This is a genomic window from Limnohabitans sp. Rim47 (genome assembly GCF_001517545.1).
In the GTDB taxonomy this organism is placed as follows: domain Bacteria; phylum Pseudomonadota; class Gammaproteobacteria; order Burkholderiales; family Burkholderiaceae_C; genus Limnohabitans_A.
Window position 1 is genome coordinate 31473 of record NZ_FBYA01000007.1, and the last position, 17251, is coordinate 48723.

Below are 17251 nucleotides of genomic sequence, written 5' to 3' on the forward strand. Positions count from 1 at the left end.
AAAAATCGGTGCATCAGCCCGGCAGTTGTGCGAGGCCAAAAGGGGGGACGGGTTGACCGGGGTTTTGGGCTTGAGCGCGGGCAGCTAAACGGCTGGCGCGCAACATGGGGCCCAGTGCCACCAGCACGACAAACAACAAATACATTTCAAGGTGGTAGACGAAGCTGTAGGCGGTGATGGGGGTGACCAGCACCTCTCCCAACGCGCCCGACATGGCCAGCACCGACACGCCGTCACGCAGCGCGCCACCCAACGCCATCGCCGCACCTGCACTGGTGGCTTGCACTGCGCCCCAGGTGCCCATCACCAAGCCGGCCAAGTGACCGAGCGGGCTGCCGTCTTGCGCCATGCCCATCGCGGTGACCAGCATGCCCACTGAAAACAGACCGGCACTGAAGCCGATCAGGGCAACTCCGATGCGGAACATCCAAGCCGCCTCCAGCGGACCCGAGAAAATCACCATGGCAAATGCGGGCAAACCCAGCACAATGCCCAGGCTGGCCAGGCGGCAGGCATGCAAACCACCGACAAGCCAGCGCGCCGACAAGAGAAAAGCCAACAAGGACCCGCCTGCGCTGAGCGCCGTCAAGGCGCTGGTCTTGCCCACATCGAGCTTCAAAATCTCGGCCGCATAGGGCTCGAGAACGATGTCTTGCATGTTGAAGGCAAAGGTGCCCAAGGCCAGGGTCCACAGGAAGCGACGCATCTGGGGCTGGGCCATCAGGTCACGCCAGCTGCTGGCAAAGCCACCGGTTTCGCGCTGGCCGCGCTTGGCACTTCGGGCCTCTTGTTTCCACAGCGAGGCCAGGTTCATCAGCGCCACCATTACCGCGCAGCCTTGCACCAGCTGGACGAGTTTTTGCGGGCTGAAATCATTCAACACCCAGCCGAACACCGTGCTGCTGGCGATCATGCCCACCAACAGCATGCTGTAAAGCAAGGCCACCACGCGGGGACGTTTGTCGTCGCTGGCCAGATCGTGGGCCAGCGCCATACCAGCGGTTTGCGTGACCTGGATGCCCGCACCCACCAGCACAAAGGCCAGGCAGGCACCGATCTGGCCGATCCAGGCGTTGGCATGACCCGCCTCTGACAAGAGGAGCACGGCAAAGGGCATGATGGACAGGCCGCCAAACAGCAGCAAGGTGCCGGTCCAAAGGTAAGGAATGCGGCGCAGACCCAGCGCCGAGGGGTGGGTGTCGCTGCGGTAGCCGATCAGCGTGCGCAAGGGGGCAAACACCATGGGAATGGCGACGGCCAAAGCGACCCACCAAGTGGGCATCTGCAACTCCACGATCATGACCCGGTTGAGCGTGCCTACCAACAGCGCTGTGACCATGCCGATCACCACCTGGAACAGCGACAGGCGCAGCAGGCGCCCCATCGGCAGCTCGGGCGAGGCCGCGTCGGCAAACGGCATGAAGCGTGTGCCGTAAGCGGTGAGCCAGCGGGGGACCGGGATACGCAGTTTCATGAGCGGGTCCACTCCCAGGCTTGTGAGGTGTAAAAGCCGCTGGCCACGCGTTGCATGCGAGCGCCTTGCCAGCCTTGCAAATCGGGCTGGGTTTGCATACGGTGCAGCAAATCGGCGTGCGCGACAGGCGACAACGACGGCGAGCGGTCGCTGCGCGGAAACAAACGTCCCACGCTGTGCATCAAGGCCAGCAGTGGTGTGCGTGGCGCAAAGGTGAAGGCCATGGAGCCACGGGTGCGCTGCGCCAGTCCGGCCAGCGCGTGCGCAATCTGGTCGCTGTCGTAGTGAATGAGCGAGTCCATGCAGACCACATGGTCGAAGTGACCGAGATCCTGGCTGAGCATGTCGCCCGACAAAAACTGTACCGAGCCGGGCAGGCTGGGGTGCTCTGCCGCCATGCGTTCGCCAGCGAGCTTGACCAGGGCGGGCGAGAGGTCGATGGCCACCACCTCGGCCCCACGCAGGGCCGCTTGCATAGCCAGCGCACCCGTGCCACAACCGGCATCGAGCACGCGCAGGCCGCGCAGGTCTTGTGGCAACCACGACAGCAGGGTCTCGCGCATGGCGTCGCGCCCGGCGCGCACGGTGGCGCGGATGCGGCCCACCGGCTCGTTCGAGGTCAGGCGCGCCCAGGCATCTGCCGCGGTGCGGTCAAAGTAGTGCTCGATCTGGCTGCGGCGTTGTTCGTAGGCGGTGGTGTTCATCGGGTGACTTTCTTGGCTTGTTTTTGAGCGGGCTTTAGTCGAAACCCAGCAGGTCAAAAATGTCGCGGTCTTTCATGGGAATGGATGGCAGCGGGTCGGCCCCCAGCCACAGGGCTGCAGCCAGGCGCATGTACTCGTCTTGCACGGCTTTCACAGCCGGTGTGGGCTCCAGCTCGAACAGGGTGCACTTTTGCAAGCGGCTCTTGCGGATCTCGTCAAGCATGGGGAAGTGCGCCATGGTCTTGAGGCCGGTGACCGCGTTGTATTTGTCGATCTGGTCGGTCGCGTCGCTGCGATTGGCGATCACGCCGCCCAGACGCACGTTGTAGTTCTTGGCCTTGGCACCGATGGCTTGCACGATGCGGTTCATCGCAAAGATAGAGTCGAAGTCATTGGCGGTCACGATCAGCGCCCGGTCGGCGTGTTGTAGCGGGGCGGCAAAACCGCCGCACACCACGTCGCCCAGCACGTCAAAAATCACCACATCGGTGTCTTCGAGCAGGTGATGTTCTTTGAGCAGTTTTACGGTCTGTCCGACCACATAACCACCGCAGCCTGTGCCTGCGGGCGGGCCACCGGCTTCCACGCACATCACGCCGTTGTAGCCTTTGAACACAAAGTCATCGAGGCGCAGTTCCTCGGCATGAAAGTCCACCGTTTCGAGCGCGTCGATCACGGTGGGCATGAGCTTTTTGGTCAGGGTGAAGGTGGAGTCGTGCTTGGGGTCGCAGCCGATTTGCAGCACGCGCTTGCCCAGCTTGCTGAAAGCCACGGACAGGTTGGAAGACGTGGTGCTTTTGCCGATGCCGCCCTTGCCGTAGACCGCAAACACCTTGGCGGTGCCGATCTTGACGGTGGGGTCCATCTGGAACTGCACGCTGCCCTCGCCATCGGCCCCGCGGACCCTCTGGATGCTGTTCACCGGAATGCTGGTGGTTTCGATCATGCTGGGAGTCCTTCTTGTATGCCTTCGAGGCGGTCTTCAAGTTCTTCGCCGGCACGCAGCAGGGCTGACATGGTCTCGGCGTCGGGTTGCCAGTACTGGCGGCGCGTGGCCTCCAGCAGGCGGTTGGCCACTTTGGCCGATGCGGTGGGGTTGAGTTGGGCCATACGCTCGCGCATGGCAGGGTCCAGTACAAAGGTCTGGGCCAGCTGTTGGTAGACCCAGGGTTGCACTTGCCCTGTGGTGGCCGACCAGCCCATGGTGTTGGTCAGGTGCGCTTCGATTTGGCGCACGCCCTCATAGCCATGCTGCAGCATGCTTTCGTGCCACTTGGGGTTCAGCATGCGGGTGCGAGTTTCGAGTGCCACTTGTTCGGTCAGACTGCGCACCACGCCGTCGCCTTGGGTCTGGTCGCCAATGAACACAGGTGGCGCTTCGGCGGCATTGCCGTCGCGTTGGTGCTTGGCCTGCAGTACGGCGCGGCTGATGCCGCCCAGGGTGTCGAAGTAGGTGTCGATGCTGGTCACGCCCAGCTCGACCGAGTCGAGGTTCTGGTAGGTCAGCGAGACACTGGCCAGCGCGCTTTGCAGCACGGCAGTGTTGCGCACCGGGCGGCCTTCTCGGCCGTAGGCAAAACCTTTGCGTTGCGTGAAGGCTTCGCCGAGTTCGTTCTCGTTTTCCCAGCAGCTGCTGTCGACCAGATGGTTCACGTTGGCGCCGTAAGCCCCTTCCGTGTTGCCGAATACGCGCAGCGCGGCGCATTCCATGTTGCTGCCTTCGTGCTCGGCCAAATAGGCCAGGGCATGTTGACGAACAAAGTTTTGCGCAGCCGGTTCGTCGGCGCTGGCTGCCAAAAACGCGGCTTCGGCCAGCAGGCGAATTTGCATCGGCAGCAGATCGCGGAAGATGCCCGACAAGGTGATCACCACGTCGATGCGCGGGCGTCCCAACTCGGCCAAAGGAATCAGCTGCGCGCCAGCCAGGCGGCCATAGCTGTCAAAGCGCGGCGCTGCGCCCATCAAGGCCAGGGCTTGCGCCATGGGGCTGCCTTCGGTCTTGAGGTTATCGGTGCCCCACAGCACCATGGCCACGGTCTCGGGCAGGGTCTGGTGGTCTTGTTGGTAGCGCGCCAAGAGTTTGTCGGCTTGGCGCATGCCGTCGCGCACCGCAAAGGCCGAGGGCATTCTGAAGGGGTCTAGGCCGTGCAGGTTGCGACCGGTGGGCAGCACGTTAGGGTTGCGGATCAGGTCACCGCCGGGGGCGGGTGGCAGGTAGCGGCCGTCAAGCGCTCGCATCAGGCCTTGCATTTCGTGGTCTTCGCCCAGCAGACGGTTGCTGCGCACCAGCTGGCGCAGGCTTTCAGTCTGTGCTTGTGCTTGCGATTTGTCGTTTGCGATCAGGTCGGTGCTGAATTGCGCGTTCAGTTGCGCTTCGCTGGCACCGTCGACCAGGGCATCCATGAGTGCGGGGTTTCGTGCTGCACTCAAGCCCATGGCGTCGGCCATCACTTGGAGTGTGCCCAGCCGTTGCTCGCGGGTGGGGGCTTGGCCCATAACGTGCAGGCCTTCTGGAATCAGCGCGTATTCAAGCTCGAGCAACTGGTTTTGCAGTTGTTCGATCCAGGCAGTAGCGTCATCTGTTGCTGCTGTGTCCGAGGGGGTGGGCACGGTCAAGTCGATGCTTTTCGCTTGCTCGTGAATCAACGCCGTCAGGCATTCACGATCCTGGGCTTGGTCGGGGCCCATTTGCTGCCAACGCTCAATCGATTGCTGCAGGCTCACCAGTTCCTTGTAAAGACCCGAGTGCGTGAGTGAGGGTGTGAGGTAGCTGACCAGCGTGGCTGCGCCCCGGCGTTTGGCCAATGCGCCTTCTGATGGGTTATTGGCCGCGTAGAGGTAGACATTGGGCAGCGCACCGATCAGTCGGTCGGGCCAGCACTGGGCTGATAGTCCGGTTTGTTTGCCAGGCATGAATTCGAGCGCGCCATGCGTGCCAAAGTGCAACACCGCATCGGCCGCGTAGTCATCGCGCAGGTAGCGGTAAAAGGCGCTGAAGGCGTGGGTGGGGGCGCAGCCGGTTTCAAACAGCAGTCGCATCGGGTCGCCCTCGTAGCCAAAGCCAGGTTGCACCGTGACCACCACCTGGCCAAAGTCTGCACCCAGCACAAAGATCGATTGGCCGTTGGTCAGGTGCTTGCCAGGGGCTGGGCCCCACTGCGCTTCGATTTCATTCAACCAACGCTCGTGTTGCACATGGTGGCCGGTGTCGATGGCGTGCAGCACATTGGCCTGCGTGCCGTACTGGCTGGCGTTGCCTTGCAAGAGGCGGGTGCGCAGGTCGTCCACGCTGTCTGGCAAGGTGACTTGGTAGCCTTCAAGCGACAAGCGTTGCAAGGTGTTGAACAGCGACTGGAAGACAGACAGGTAAGCGGCGGTGCCCACGCTGCCTGCATTGGGCGGAAAGTTGAACAGAACGATAGCTAGCTTGCGCTCGGTGCGTGGTTTGTCGCGCAAGCGCACCAGGCGCTCGACACGGGCGGTGAGCATCTCGGTGCGCTCGCTGCAGGTGAACATGTCTTGGCTGCGCGGGCCGCTGGGAAAAGTGCAGCGTTTGTCGCAGCCGTGGCAGGTTTGACCGGCGGGGCCAGGGCGGCCGCCATAAACCATGGGCAAGATCGAGCCGTCGAGCTCGGGGATGGCCACCATGATGGTGTTTTCTACCGGCAACAGGCCGCGTGTGGAGTCGCCCCATTGCTCAATCGACTGGAACTCCAGCGGGTGCGCAGCGATGTAGGGCACATCAAGTTCGCTCAGGGCCACTTCGGCGGCGCTGGCGTCGTTGTAGGCAGGGCCGCCGACCAGCGAAAAACCGGTGAGCGATACCAGTGACTGGATCTTCGTGCCCACGCCGGGCTTGAAAAAACGGTCCATGGCCGGGCGGGCATCTAGGCCGCTGGCAAAGGCGGGGATGACGCGCAGGCCACGCGCTTGCAGCGAAGCGATAACGGCGTCGTAATGCGCAGTGTTGCCCGCCAGCAAATACGAGCGCAGCAGCAGCAGGCCCACAGCAGGCTGGTCTTTGCGGCCGTGGCCGGGCAGGTCGCTCAACTGTTCGCTGATGCGGTTTTTCATCTGCGGGTGGTACAGGCCCACTTCGGGGTATTCGATCGGGTCTTCGGGCTGGGCCAGGGCGCGCAGGGGCTCGCGCGGGCCTTGGGCGTAGCGGTGCACCAGGGTTTTGACCAGGTGCTCAATGTTGTGCTCGGAACCGGCCAGCCAGTAGCGCATGGTCAAGAAAAACAGGCGCAGGTCTTGCGCGGTGCCGGGGATGAAGCGCAGCAGCTTGGGCAGCCGGCGCAGCATGGCCATTTGCTTGGCTCCCGCACTCGAAGGTGCGCCGGTCTCTGAACCCGTGTCTTTGTTTTTGGCGCTGGGGCGCAGCTTTTTGAGTAAGGCCATCAACCCGCCTGATTCTCGGCCCATGACCAGCTTGCCCATGCGGGTGAGTTGCGTGACTTGCGGGGCTGACATGATGCAGACCATGGCGTCGCAGTGTTCGCGCCGAGCCTGCAGCGCATCGAGCACCGGCAGGAAATGGTCTTCCATGAAGAGCATGGTGACGATGACCAGATCGGCCTGCGCCACAGCGGCGAGCACCGTGGCCAGGGCTTTGTCGCTGTCACGCCAAGCCGAGGCGCTGTGGGTTTGCAGGTGCAGGCCAGGCAGGTCGCGCGCCAGGCGTTCGGCGGCGCTGTCTGCTGCGCTGGCCAGGTGGCTGTCCATGGTCAACAGCACCACGCTCATGCGTGGTGTGTTGGATGAGGCCTGTTTACCGGCTGAAGTGGGCTTTGGCATCGTAGAGCGTCTCCACGGTGATGGTCGCCACGCCCAGGTCTTGGGCAAATCGCTCGGTGTTGCGGCGCGCTTTGCCGCGCACAAAGAACGGGATCTTGCCCAGCTCCTTTTCGGCTTCGGGACTCCAGGTGGCCTGGTTCGAAGCGGCTTGGGCAGGCTGCGCGACGACTTGGAGGCCATCGCTTGTCAAGCCTTTGGCTTGAAGGCTATCGGTAACGCGTGATGCTGCAGGCGCAACGGTCGTGGGCGCAGGGGTTGCGGTCGGTGCCGCCGCTGCGGCAGTGGTCGGGGCTAGGTTTTCAGCCGCAGGCCGGGTGCTGCCCAAATGCGATGGCGCAGCCCCGGCGTGGAACTCGAAGTCTTCGCGGAACATGCCGATCAGGTGTTCTTCGAGCCCCATCATCAGCGGGTGGACCCAGGTGTCAAACAGCACATTCGCACCTTCAAAACCCATTTGCGGGGCGTAGCGGGCGGGGAAGTCTTGCACATGCACTGGGGCCGAAATCACCGCGCAGGGAATGCCATGGCGCTTGGCGATGTGGCGTTCCATTTGCGTGCCCAAAATCAGCTCGGGCTGCAGGGCGTTAATCTCGGTTTCGACTTCCAGGTAGTCGTCGGTGATCAGGGCTTCGACGCCGTAGCGCTTGGCAGCTTCACGCACTTCGCGGGCAAACTCGCGGCTGTAAGTGCCCAGGCCCACCACCTCAAAACCCATCTCTTGGCTGGCGATGCGGGCAGCGGCCACGACGTGCGTGGCGTCGCCAAAGATGTAAACGCGCTTGCCGGTCAGGTAGGTCGAGTCGACCGACTTGGCATACCAATGGGCGTTTGCGTTGGCGGGGTCTTGTGCTGGCAGGGGCAGACCGGTCAGGGAGCAGACTTCGGCAATGAAGTCGCGCGTGGCGTGGCTGCCCAAGGGCACGGTCTTGGTGTAGGGCTGGTCAAACTGGCGCTGCAGCCACTGGGCGGAGGCCAAGCCGATCTCGGGGTAGAGCACCACGTTGAAGTCGGCTTCGGCCAGCCGGTGCAAGTCGGCGACGCTCGCGTTCAAAGGCGCGACAACTGCCACATCCACACCGAGTTGGTTCAAGAGCTGCGTGATTTCCTTGACATCGTCGCGGTGGCGAAAGCCCAGGGCGCTGGGGCCAAGCAGGTTGCAGGTGGGGCGGCTTTTGGCGGGCTTCTCGGCTGTTTCGGATGGGACGGCAGGCTTGTGCACCAAGTGGCGGCACAGTTGGTAAAAGGTTTCGCTCGCGCCCCAGTTTTCCTTGCGCTGGTAGGACGGCAACTCCAGCGCCACCACTGGAATCGGCAGCTGCAGAGCTTGGGCCAAACCGCCCGGGTCGTCTTGGATCAGCTCGGCAGTGCAAGACGAGCCCACCAGCATGGCGGCAGGATTGAAACGGGCCATGGCTTGGCGGGCAGCATCCTTGAACAGCTCGGCCGTGTCGCCGCCCAGATCACGCGCCTGGAAGGTGGTGTAGGTGACGGGCGGGCGGCGTGGCAAGCGCTCGATCATGGTGAACAGCAGGTCGGCGTAGGTGTCGCCTTGTGGGGCGTGCAGCACGTAGTGCACGTCCGTCATGGCGGTGGCCACGCGCATCGCGCCCACATGAGGCGGTCCTTCGTAAGTCCAGAGCGTCAGTTGCATGGGGTGTTCCTGCGCAGATCAAGCGGCCAGTTTCAGACGGCGCTTGAGCGGGCGACTGAACAGTCCGGCCAAATCGGCCGCTTGTTCGTAGCCCTGGATGGGTGTGAAGACCAATTCGATGGCCCATTTGGTGGTGATACCTTGCGCCTCCAAGGGGTTTGCCAAACCGAGACCACAAACGACCAGATCAGGCGCATCGACCATGCAGCGGTCGAGCTGCAGGTCCACGTCCTGTCCTTCACTGATGCGCGTGCCCTCGGGCAGCAAGGCGAGTTCGGCAGCCATGTGCTGGCGGTGCAAATAAGGCGTGCCCACTTCCACCAAATCCATGCCCAGTTCGCGATGCACAAAGCGCGCCAGCGGGATTTCGAGCTGTGAGTCGGGGAAGAAAAAGATGCGCTGGCCCTGCAACATTTGGCGTTGTACGGCCAGGGCTTTGTTGGCGCGTTGGCGCGGGGCGACGGTGGCCTGTTCAAACACCTCAGGGGCCACGCCAAATTCGTTGGCGGCCGCTTGCAGCCAGGCGGTGGTGCCTTCCACACCCAGAGGAAAGGGGGCTGGCAGATGCTGCGCGCCGCGCGACTGCAGGGCGCGGGCGGTGTCGGCCAAGAAGGGCTGGGCTAAAAGGTAGCGGGTGTTCTGGCCGACCACGGGCATGGCCTGGCTGTTGCGCGGTGGGAAGAAGCTGACCTGCAAACCCATGCGATCAAACAGGCTGCGCATCTGGTCTTCGACCACATCGGCCAGGGTGCCGACCACCATCAGGGCGGGGGCCATGTCAGTGCTGGTCGGCAAACCAGGAACCATCGCAGCCAGGCAGGCGTCTTCGCCTTGGGTGAAAGTGGTTTCGATGCCGCTGCCCGAGTAGTTCAGTACGCGCACCGCAGGGTGGTGGATCTGGTTTTGGCGCTCGGCGGCACGGGACAAATCGAGCTTGATGACCTCGGACGGGCATGAGCCCACTAAAAACAACAAGCGGATATCGGGACGGCGCGCCAGCAACTGTCCGACCACGCGGTCGAGTTCTTCGTGCACATCGGCCAGACCCGCTAGGTCGCGCTCGTCGATGATGGCAGTGCCAAAGCGGGGTTCGGCAAAGATCATCACGCCCGCCGCCGACTGGATCAGGTGGGCGCAGGTGCGTGAGCCCACCACCAAAAAGAAAGCGTCCTGGATTTTGCGGTGCAGCCAAATGATGCCGGTCAGGCCGCAAAAAACCTCGCGTTGGCCGCGTTCGACTAAGGGCACGACGTCGGTGCAACCTGCGGTTTGAGCCGATGTTTCGGCGCGGATCGGGATGATGGTGCTCATGTGCTGGCCTGTGCACCCGATGCGGGCAAAGAAGGGGTTTCAGAGTCGGTGTGTTTTTGCATCCGCGCCATGCGCAGCTTGCGGATGTATTGAAAGGCGTTGATGGCGTAGCTGCCGTAGGCGGCCAGGGCCAGTAGCAACTGGTCTGTGGCGCTCCAAGTCCCTAGCCACCAGACCCAGACATAGGCGGTGTGCAGGCCCATCACGCCCATGCTGACTAAGTCCTCCCAAAAGAAGGCGGGGGCAAACAAATAGCGGCCGAAGACGACTTTTTCCCAGATGGCTCCAGTGACCATGATGGCGTATAGCACTCCGGTTTTGAGTACCACCGAGGCCAAGGCCCAGTCGGTGTGTTCGCCGGTCTGCAGGCTGCGCACGACCAGGTACAGGCTGATGCCGAAAATCAAAAACTGCACCGGGGCCAACACCCCTTGCACCAGCGTCCAGGCCGTTGCATTGCGCCGAGCGCGTTGCGCTGGCGTGTACAAAACCTGGGCGGGCGAAGTGGGCATGGTGGAGCTGCTTGTGAGGGGACTTGGAATGAATGTAAGTCTGCTATTACAGTGTGTCAACAAAAATTGACAGTAATTTTGATTTATAGGGTTTACACTAAATGCAAATAGGTGTAAGCCGCTCACACTCAAGCCTGTGTTCTTCGGGGCTTCGCATGCCCCGCTCGATGCATCTCTTGCGACGAGCACTCCGACGCCCCGGAGTCTGCCGCTGGTGTATCCCTCTGATGATCGGTGCTTGTCATGGCGCAATTCAGTCTTGAAAACTCTCAGTCCCCGCCCCAGACAGCGGGGGTGAGCCCGCTTTTGCCGGAGGCCCTGCGCCAAGGTGGCCCTGTTGGTCCTCGGTTGGTTGGGGGGACCACTTTTGCTGGCAAGTCGGCCATCGACCTGGCGCAAATCCAGATCCTGGCGCAAGCCTGCCTACAGGGCTTAGACGCTGCGCGCCAAGTGGTGTTTGGCTGGCAGCGTCAAGGCCAGTCGTTGGAAGACATTTATCTGCAAGGCATCACGCCTTGCGCCCGTCTGCTGGGTGACTGGTGGTGCGCCGACCGGCTGGACTTCGCCATGACCACCATCGCGTCCACGCACCTTCAGCAGCTTTTATATGACTTCAGTGCGGAATTTTTGCAAGAGGGCCCACAAAAGCGCAACGGCTGGAGCCTGCTCTTGATGACCGAGCCCGGGGCACAGCACAGCATGGGCTTGTTTATGCTCAGCGAATTTTTCAAACGCGCTGGCTGGACCGTGACCGTGGGCGTGCCGCAAGACGTTGCCGAGTTCAAGCGTCTTTTCCAGTCGGACTGGTTTGATGCCGTGGGCATCTCGGTGAGCACCGACCGGTATCTGGACGCTTTGGCCAACCTGTTGCCCCAGCTCAAGGCCGGTGCAGACAACTTGGGTTTGCGCATTTTTGTGGGGGGTCCGATGGCCCTGCTCGAGCCCGAATGCCTGAATGGCATTGCCGCAGAATTGGTGGCAGAAGATGCGCCGGCCACGGTGAAGCGGATCACACAGCGCATGCCCTTGAGTGTCCCAAGCACCTCCTGAAATGCATCAATGTGCGTTTTGTTACTTTCAAAACGCACATTCATGGGCTTGAATACTGTCAATTGGCCTATACTTATATGATCAATTAAAGTGTCAACTTCCTGATGCTCAAACCCGTTTGGTTTACAACATGAAGCTTCCCTCTTTGGACCCGTCCACCTTCTCCCAGTTGCTGGGGGTGGTGTCTGACATCACCCTCGTCATGGACGTTCAAGGGGTGATCGAGGACGTTTCGATCGGGCGAGACACCCTGGCCGCTTTGGGCTGCCAGAGCTGGATCGGGCGCCGCTGGGTTGACACCGTCACCACCGAAAGCCGGACCAAAATCCTGGAAATGCTGCAGTCGCAAGGGGTTCCCGAGCAGATGCGTTGGCGCCATGTCAACCACACGGCCCCCGCGGGCAACGAGGTGGCCTTGCAGTATGTGCTTTTGCCCTTGGGCGCTGGTCGCCTGCTGGCCATGGGGCGTGACCTGGAGAGCCTGGCCGAGTTGCAACGCCGCCTGGTCGAAACCCAGCAATCCATGGAGCGCGACTATTTGCGCCTGCGCCACATAGAGGCGCGATACCGCGTGCTGTTTGACACCTCGTCCGAGGCCGTACTGATGGTCGACGCCAGCACCCAGCGTGTGCTGGAGGCCAATGTGGGCGCCCAGTCGCTGTTGAAAGACGCAGGCAAACGCCTGGTGGGCCGCGATGTGCGCGAATGTTTTGAAGCTGACAGCCAGGGCGAAGTGCAGTCCTTGCTGCGCATTGCCTTGGCCACGGGTCGCATCGAAATGTGTTCGGCCCGCGTGGCGGGTTTGCCCTCGGCCTGGACCGTCTCGGCCACGGTGTTTCGCCAGGAGGGCGGGGCTCAATTTCTGGTGCGTCTGGTGACCCGTGAATCCACCGTGGCACCGCGTCATGATGTAGGCTCTGCGGCTGCGCTGAGCGAAGCCATGGAGCGGTTCCCGGACGGATGGCTGCTGACAGACACCTCGGGTGTGATCAAAAGCGTCAACGAAGAGGGCATGGCCTTGCTCGGTTTGACGGCCTCTTCGCAGGTGTTGGGTCAGAACATGGAGCGCTGGCTCTTGCGTGGCGCGGTCGATTGGGGTGTGCTCAATACCAGCTTGCGCCAGCAGTTGCCGGTGCGCAATTTTGCGACCGAAGTTCGCACCCTGTCGGGCATGACGTTGCCGGTCGAGGTCTCGGCGGTATGGCTGGCACGGCCAGAGCCGATGTATGCCTTTTTCGTGCGCGACATGGACCGCCGTCTGCAAGGCGGTGCGTCGGTGACGCAAAGCCAGGCCAACCCTTTCGCCGACTTGTCGCAACTCGTCGGACGCCGTCCGATCAAGGACATCGTGGGCGAGACGGTGGACACCATCGAGCGCATGTGCATCGAGGCGGCCCTGGAGCTGACCCACAACAACCGCGCTTCGGCGGCGGAAATGCTGGGGCTGTCGCGCCAAAGTCTCTACGTCAAGCTGCGCCGCTTTGGCATGGTGGCCGAGGCCGAAGCCGACGCTTCTTGAAGTTTGTACCTATTGATTGACACAAAGTGTCAATCCCGATTGACATTTTCAAATCGCTCTCCACAATGGGGGCATGGACACACCGCCCCTCGCTCTCACGTCCCCACGCACACGCCCTGCGCTGGGCACGGTGGCCGAATTGCTCAAACCCATCACCTGGTTCCCACCCATGTGGGCCTTTGCCTGCGGTGCGGTGGCCGCTGGCCAGGACCTGAGAACCCGCTGGGATTTGCTATTTTTGGGCCTGATGCTCACCGGACCGCTGGTCTGCGCCAGCAGCCAGGCCGTCAACGACTGGTTTGACCGGCATGTAGACGCCATCAACGAACCGAACCGTCCCATCCCTTCAGGACGCATGCCCGGCCGCTGGGGTTTGGGCATCGCCATCGCCTGGACAGGGCTGTCGCTGCTGTGGGCCACCCTCATGGGTTCTTGGGGTTTTGTGGCTTGCGGCTTGGCGATTGCCTTGTCCTGGGCCTACAGCGCACCGCCGGTGCGCCTCAAAAACAACGGCTGGTGGGGCAACACCGCCTGCGCTCTGAGTTACGAAGGTCTGGCCTGGCTCACCGGCACTGCTGTGATGCTCGGGGGGGCTTGGCCCGGCCCGCATTCCATCGCGCTGGCGCTGCTCTATAGCGCGGGTGCGCACGGCATCATGACGCTCAACGATTTCAAGGCCATCGAAGGCGACCGCCGCATGGGTGTGGCATCTTTGCCGGTTCAACTGGGCGAGCACGGCGCAGCGCGCGTAGCCTGCGTGTTCATGCTGCTGCCGCAAGTGGCGGTGACGCTGCTGCTGGCCCATTGGCAGCTGCCTTGGCATGCGGCAGCCGTCTTGGTCTTGGCCGTTTTGCAATGCCCCTTGATGGCGAAATTTCTGCGCCAACCGGTTGAACGTGCCTTGCACGTGTCGGCCTTTGGCGTGCCGCTGTTTGTCAGCGGCATGATGGTCAGCGCCTGGGGCCTGCGCCACTTGAATTTGCTGCAAAACACCTTGGGGACCCTATGAGCAATTCCTTGCAGAGGCCAATGTTTGGTTGGTTTCAGATCATCCGCTTGGGCCTGATCCAGGCCTGCCTGGGCGCGGTGGTGGTGGTGACCACGTCTACGCTCAACCGCATCATGGTGGTCGAGTTGGCGCTGCCCGCTTTGCTGCCTGGCTTTTTGGTGGCCTGGCATTACGCAGTGCAGATGGTGCGGCCGCGCATGGGTTTCGGTGCTGACAAGGGCCAGCGCAGCACACCCTGGATGATGGGCGGAATGGGAATATTGGGCGTGGGCGGTGTGATGGCCGCTTGGGCCACGGTGTGGATGGCCACGCAGCCCTTGTATGGCGCTTTATTGGCCGTGCTCGCCTTCAGCTTGATCGGCCTGGGGGTGAGCGCTTGCGGCACCTCGCTCTTAGCCTTGATGGCCAAACGCGTGCCCGAGGCGCGCCGGGCCCCGGCGGCCACAACGGTGTGGCTGATGATGATTGTCGGATTCGCGGTGACCGCTGGCGTGGTGGGCAAACTGATCGACCCTTACAGCCCGCAGGTGCTGCTCCAGGTATCGGCCGGTTTGAGCCTGCTGACTGCGTGCACCACGGCGCTGTGTTTGTGGGGCCTTGAAAAAGACGGCGGCACGCCCCTGAACCCCACCGAGACTGTGGGCACCGAGCGCCTGCAAAAGCAGAGCTTCAAAGAAGCATTTCAGGAAGTCTGGTCCGATCCTGCGGCTCGCACGTTCACCGTGTTTGTCTTCATGTCCATGCTGGCTTACAGCGCGCAGGATTTGATTCTGGAGCCCTTTGCGGGCGCGGTGCACGGCTTTACACCGGGGCAGACCACGCAGCTGTCTGGCTGGCACCACATGGGCGTGCTGATCGGCATGCTGGCGGTCGCCGCTGCGGGCTCGCGCTGGGTGGCCGGGCGCCTGGGCTCGGTGCAGGCCTGGATGGTGGGCGGTTGCCTGTTTTCGGCCCTGGCTTCGGTGGGTTTGGTCCAATCTGCGATGACGGCCCTTTGGCCCCTGCAAGCCAATGTGGTGTTTTTGGGTGTGGCCAATGGCGCGTTTTCGATCGCAGCGATTGCCACCATGATGCGCCTGGCCGGTGAGGGCGGCCCGGGCCGCGAAGGCACGCGCATGGGTTTGTGGGGCGCGGCGCAAGCCGCCGCTTTTGGACTAGGGGGTTTGCTGGGCACGGCCGCCAGTGACTTGGCCCATGCCCTGCTTGGTGAACAAAGCACGGCCTATGCAGCGGTATTCGGTCTTCAAGCACTGATGTTTGCAGTCGCTGCGGCGGTCGCACTGCGGCTGCGCGCCAAGTCCACACATTCACAACCAGCGCCTGCGGAGCAGGCCGTGCATTTCCAAGGCCAAGAATGGCTGAAAGGCGGGTCAAGCTCATGAACCAGACCGATTACGACTTCATCGTGGTGGGAGGCGGGCCTTCCGGGGCGACCGCTGCACACGACCTGGTGCGACAAGGCTGGCGCGTTTTACTGCTCGACCGCCAAGGCCGCACCAAACCCTGCGGCGGCGCGATCCCCCCGCGCCTGATCCAGGACTTCAACATCCCCGACCACTTGCTTGTAGCCAAGGTGCGCTGCGCCCGCATGATTTCGCCTGCTGACAACAAAGTGGACATTCCGATCGACAACGGCTTTGTTGGCATGGTGGACAGAGACGAGTTTGATGAGTATTTGCGCGAACGCGCAGCGCAGTCGGGGGCGGTGCGCTGTCAGGCGATTTTTGACAAGCTTGAGCACGACGCGGGTGGCCAGCTCTGGGTGCACTACACCCCGGTGACGCCCAAAGAGCATGCTGCACCTGAGCATGCCCGCTCGGTCAAGGTGTCCACCCGCATGGTGGTGGGGGCCGACGGCGCCCGCTCGGAGGTTGCACGCCAAGCCATTCCGAATGCGCACAAGACCAAATATGTGTTCGCGTACCACGAGATCATCGAAGCGCCTGTGGGCCAGGCGGGCTATGACGCGGCGCGCTGCGATGTGTATTACCAGGGCGAGGTGTCGCCAGACTTTTACGGCTGGGTCTTCCCGCACGGCAAGACCATGAGCGTGGGCATGGGCAGTGCCGACAAAGGCTATTCACTGCGCAGCGCCACGGCGCGTTTGCGAGCCATTGCGGGCTTGACGAAGGCGCCCACCCTGCGACGCGAGGGCGCGCCCATCCCGCTCAAGCCTTTGCCCCAGTGGGACAACGGCCGCGATGTGGTCGTGGTCGGTGATGCTGCCGGCGTGGTGGCGCCGTCGTCGGGCGAGGGTATTTACTACGCCATGGATTGCGCCCGCCGCGTGGCGCTAGCGGCGCACCAAGCCCTGAAAACCGGCAACAGCGCCTGCTTGAAACAAGGCCGCAAGAGCTTCATGAAGCAGCATGGCCGCGTCTTCTGGATTTTGGGCGTGATGCAGTATTTCTGGTACCAAAGCGACCGTCGCCGGGAAAAGTTCGTCAAGATCTGCGAAGACCGCGACGTGCAGCGCCTGACCTTCGAGTCCTACATGAACAAGGAGTTGGCGCGCAAGGACCCGATGGCCCATGTTCGCATCTTCATCAAAGACATGGCGCACCTGCTGGGTTTGGCGCGAACGTGAAGTGCCTCAGTAACGCCTGGCGCACGTGTGGAGGACCGTGTTTGTGCGCACAGCCAAGGCGGCCCAGAAGTGCACAATGCGCGAAATGAACAAACAAGCGGTCATCCGACTGGGCTGGGCTTTTGCCCTGAGCTATGTCACAGCCGGCATTGGCGGTGCCTTGACCGATCTGGGGCCTTGGTACTTCGCCCTGAGACACCCGGCCTGGAAGCCGCCCGACGCCGCCTTTGGCGTGATCTGGACCACCATTTTCACCTTGTGCGCCATCAGCGGTTGGCTGGCCTGGCAGGCGGCGAGCACGCCCGCGCTGCGCCGCCGTGTGGCGGGCCTGTTTGGGCTCAATGCGGTGCTCAACATCATCTGGAGCGCGCTCTACTTCAAGCTGCAGCGCCCCGATTGGGCCTTGGTCGAGGTGGTTTTTTTGTGGCTGTCCATCCTGGCCCTGATCGTGGGCCTTTGGCGCCTTTCTCGCTGGGCCAGCCTGCTGCTGCTCAGTTACGGGGTTTGGGTCAGCATCGCGGCGGTCCTCAACTGGCAAACCGTTGAGTTGAATGGGCCGTTTCCGGGCATTTTCTGACGCTGGGCTTGGGGTGGAAACCCGTCCACCCTAGGGTTTCTCATGCTTGTTGAGCGAGGT

General features: G+C 62.5%; 13 protein-coding genes. 6 read left to right on the forward strand and 7 right to left on the reverse strand.

Features of this window, described 5'->3' with window-relative positions; genetic code table 11:
* Positions 1–13: 13 nt before the first annotated feature.
* The 7 genes from BN3544_RS13785 to bchF are packed head-to-tail and all read right to left on the reverse strand — an operon-like array spanning position 14 to position 10449.
* Positions 14–1474 (reverse strand): BCD family MFS transporter, encoded by a 1461-nt coding sequence (locus tag BN3544_RS13785; RefSeq protein WP_019429118.1) that lies wholly within the window; start codon positions 1472–1474, stop codon positions 14–16.
* The gene (bchM, locus tag BN3544_RS13790) at positions 1471–2178 is read right to left on the reverse strand and encodes a magnesium protoporphyrin IX methyltransferase (RefSeq protein ID WP_019429119.1); all 708 of its coding nucleotides are present in this window, start codon (positions 2176–2178) and stop codon (positions 1471–1473) included. Before bchM ends, BN3544_RS13785 begins: the two co-directional genes overlap by 4 nt.
* A gap of 34 nt (positions 2179–2212) precedes the next feature.
* Entirely contained in the window at positions 2213–3124 is a 912-nt protein-coding gene (bchL, locus tag BN3544_RS13795) for a ferredoxin:protochlorophyllide reductase (ATP-dependent) iron-sulfur ATP-binding protein (RefSeq protein WP_019429120.1), read from the reverse strand.
* Positions 3121–6975 carry a magnesium chelatase subunit H gene (locus BN3544_RS13800; protein ID WP_026036492.1) on the reverse strand — a complete coding sequence of 1285 codons (3855 nt, stop codon included), beginning with the start codon at positions 6973–6975 and terminating at the stop codon, positions 3121–3123. Before BN3544_RS13800 ends, bchL begins: the two co-directional genes overlap by 4 nt.
* Positions 6950–8626, reverse strand: a complete 1677-nt coding sequence (gene bchB / locus BN3544_RS13805; protein ID WP_019429122.1) for a ferredoxin:protochlorophyllide reductase (ATP-dependent) subunit B — start codon at positions 8624–8626, stop codon at positions 6950–6952. Before bchB ends, BN3544_RS13800 begins: the two co-directional genes overlap by 26 nt.
* A gap of 18 nt (positions 8627–8644) precedes the next feature.
* Entirely contained in the window at positions 8645–9937 is a 1293-nt protein-coding gene (locus BN3544_RS13810; RefSeq protein WP_019429123.1) for a ferredoxin:protochlorophyllide reductase (ATP-dependent) subunit N, read from the reverse strand.
* Complete coding sequence (gene bchF / locus BN3544_RS13815; protein ID WP_019429124.1) at positions 9934–10449, reverse strand: 2-vinyl bacteriochlorophyllide hydratase; 516 nt, start codon at positions 10447–10449, stop codon at positions 9934–9936. Before bchF ends, BN3544_RS13810 begins: the two co-directional genes overlap by 4 nt.
* Before the next feature lie 294 nt (positions 10450–10743).
* Here bchF and BN3544_RS13820 point away from each other — a divergent pair, with 294 nt between their 5' ends.
* From BN3544_RS13820 to BN3544_RS13845, 6 genes are all read left to right on the forward strand, one after another.
* Complete coding sequence (locus BN3544_RS13820) at positions 10744–11499, forward strand: cobalamin B12-binding domain-containing protein (protein WP_019429125.1); 756 nt, start codon at positions 10744–10746, stop codon at positions 11497–11499.
* Positions 11500–11629: 130 nt separating this feature from the next.
* Positions 11630–13018 (forward strand): transcriptional regulator PpsR, encoded by a 1389-nt coding sequence (gene ppsR / locus BN3544_RS13825; RefSeq protein WP_019429126.1) that lies wholly within the window; start codon positions 11630–11632, stop codon positions 13016–13018.
* Positions 13019–13091: 73 nt separating this feature from the next.
* Positions 13092–14027: a chlorophyll synthase ChlG gene (chlG, locus tag BN3544_RS13830; protein WP_019429127.1), complete on the forward strand. Its 936-nt coding sequence runs from the start codon at positions 13092–13094 to the stop codon at positions 14025–14027.
* A gap of 20 nt (positions 14028–14047) precedes the next feature.
* Entirely contained in the window at positions 14048–15409 is a 1362-nt protein-coding gene (locus BN3544_RS13835; RefSeq protein ID WP_019429128.1) for a BCD family MFS transporter, read from the forward strand.
* Positions 15406–16614, forward strand: coding sequence for a geranylgeranyl diphosphate reductase (locus BN3544_RS13840; RefSeq protein WP_019429129.1), 1209 nt, complete (start codon positions 15406–15408; stop codon positions 16612–16614). Before BN3544_RS13835 ends, BN3544_RS13840 begins: the two co-directional genes overlap by 4 nt.
* 76 nt (positions 16615–16690) lie before the next feature.
* Positions 16691–17191 carry a TspO/MBR family protein gene (locus BN3544_RS13845; protein ID WP_019429130.1) on the forward strand — a complete coding sequence of 167 codons (501 nt, stop codon included), beginning with the start codon at positions 16691–16693 and terminating at the stop codon, positions 17189–17191.
* Positions 17192–17251 lie beyond the last annotated feature (60 nt).

What these genes read in the sequence shown, in the direction of transcription:
- BN3544_RS13785 (WP_019429118.1), bottom strand. Translation starts at nt 1,474, where the DNA reads ATGAAACTGCGTATCCCGGTCCCCCGCTGGCTCACCGCTTACGGCACA.
- bchM (WP_019429119.1), bottom strand. Translation starts at nt 2,178, where the DNA reads ATGAACACCACCGCCTACGAACAACGCCGCAGCCAGATCGAGCACTAC.
- bchL (WP_019429120.1), bottom strand. Translation starts at nt 3,124, where the DNA reads ATGATCGAAACCACCAGCATTCCGGTGAACAGCATCCAGAGGGTCCGC.
- BN3544_RS13800 (WP_026036492.1), bottom strand. Translation starts at nt 6,975, where the DNA reads ATGCCAAAGCCCACTTCAGCCGGTAAACAGGCCTCATCCAACACACCA.
- bchB (WP_019429122.1), bottom strand. Translation starts at nt 8,626, where the DNA reads ATGCAACTGACGCTCTGGACTTACGAAGGACCGCCTCATGTGGGCGCG.
- BN3544_RS13810 (WP_019429123.1), bottom strand. Translation starts at nt 9,937, where the DNA reads ATGAGCACCATCATCCCGATCCGCGCCGAAACATCGGCTCAAACCGCA.
- bchF (WP_019429124.1), bottom strand. Translation starts at nt 10,449, where the DNA reads ATGCCCACTTCGCCCGCCCAGGTTTTGTACACGCCAGCGCAACGCGCT.
- ppsR (WP_019429126.1), top strand. Translation starts at nt 11,630, where the DNA reads ATGAAGCTTCCCTCTTTGGACCCGTCCACCTTCTCCCAGTTGCTGGGG.
- chlG (WP_019429127.1), top strand. Translation starts at nt 13,092, where the DNA reads ATGGACACACCGCCCCTCGCTCTCACGTCCCCACGCACACGCCCTGCG.
- BN3544_RS13835 (WP_019429128.1), top strand. Translation starts at nt 14,048, where the DNA reads ATGTTTGGTTGGTTTCAGATCATCCGCTTGGGCCTGATCCAGGCCTGC.
- BN3544_RS13840 (WP_019429129.1), top strand. Translation starts at nt 15,406, where the DNA reads ATGAACCAGACCGATTACGACTTCATCGTGGTGGGAGGCGGGCCTTCC.
- BN3544_RS13845 (WP_019429130.1), top strand. Translation starts at nt 16,691, where the DNA reads ATGCGCGAAATGAACAAACAAGCGGTCATCCGACTGGGCTGGGCTTTT.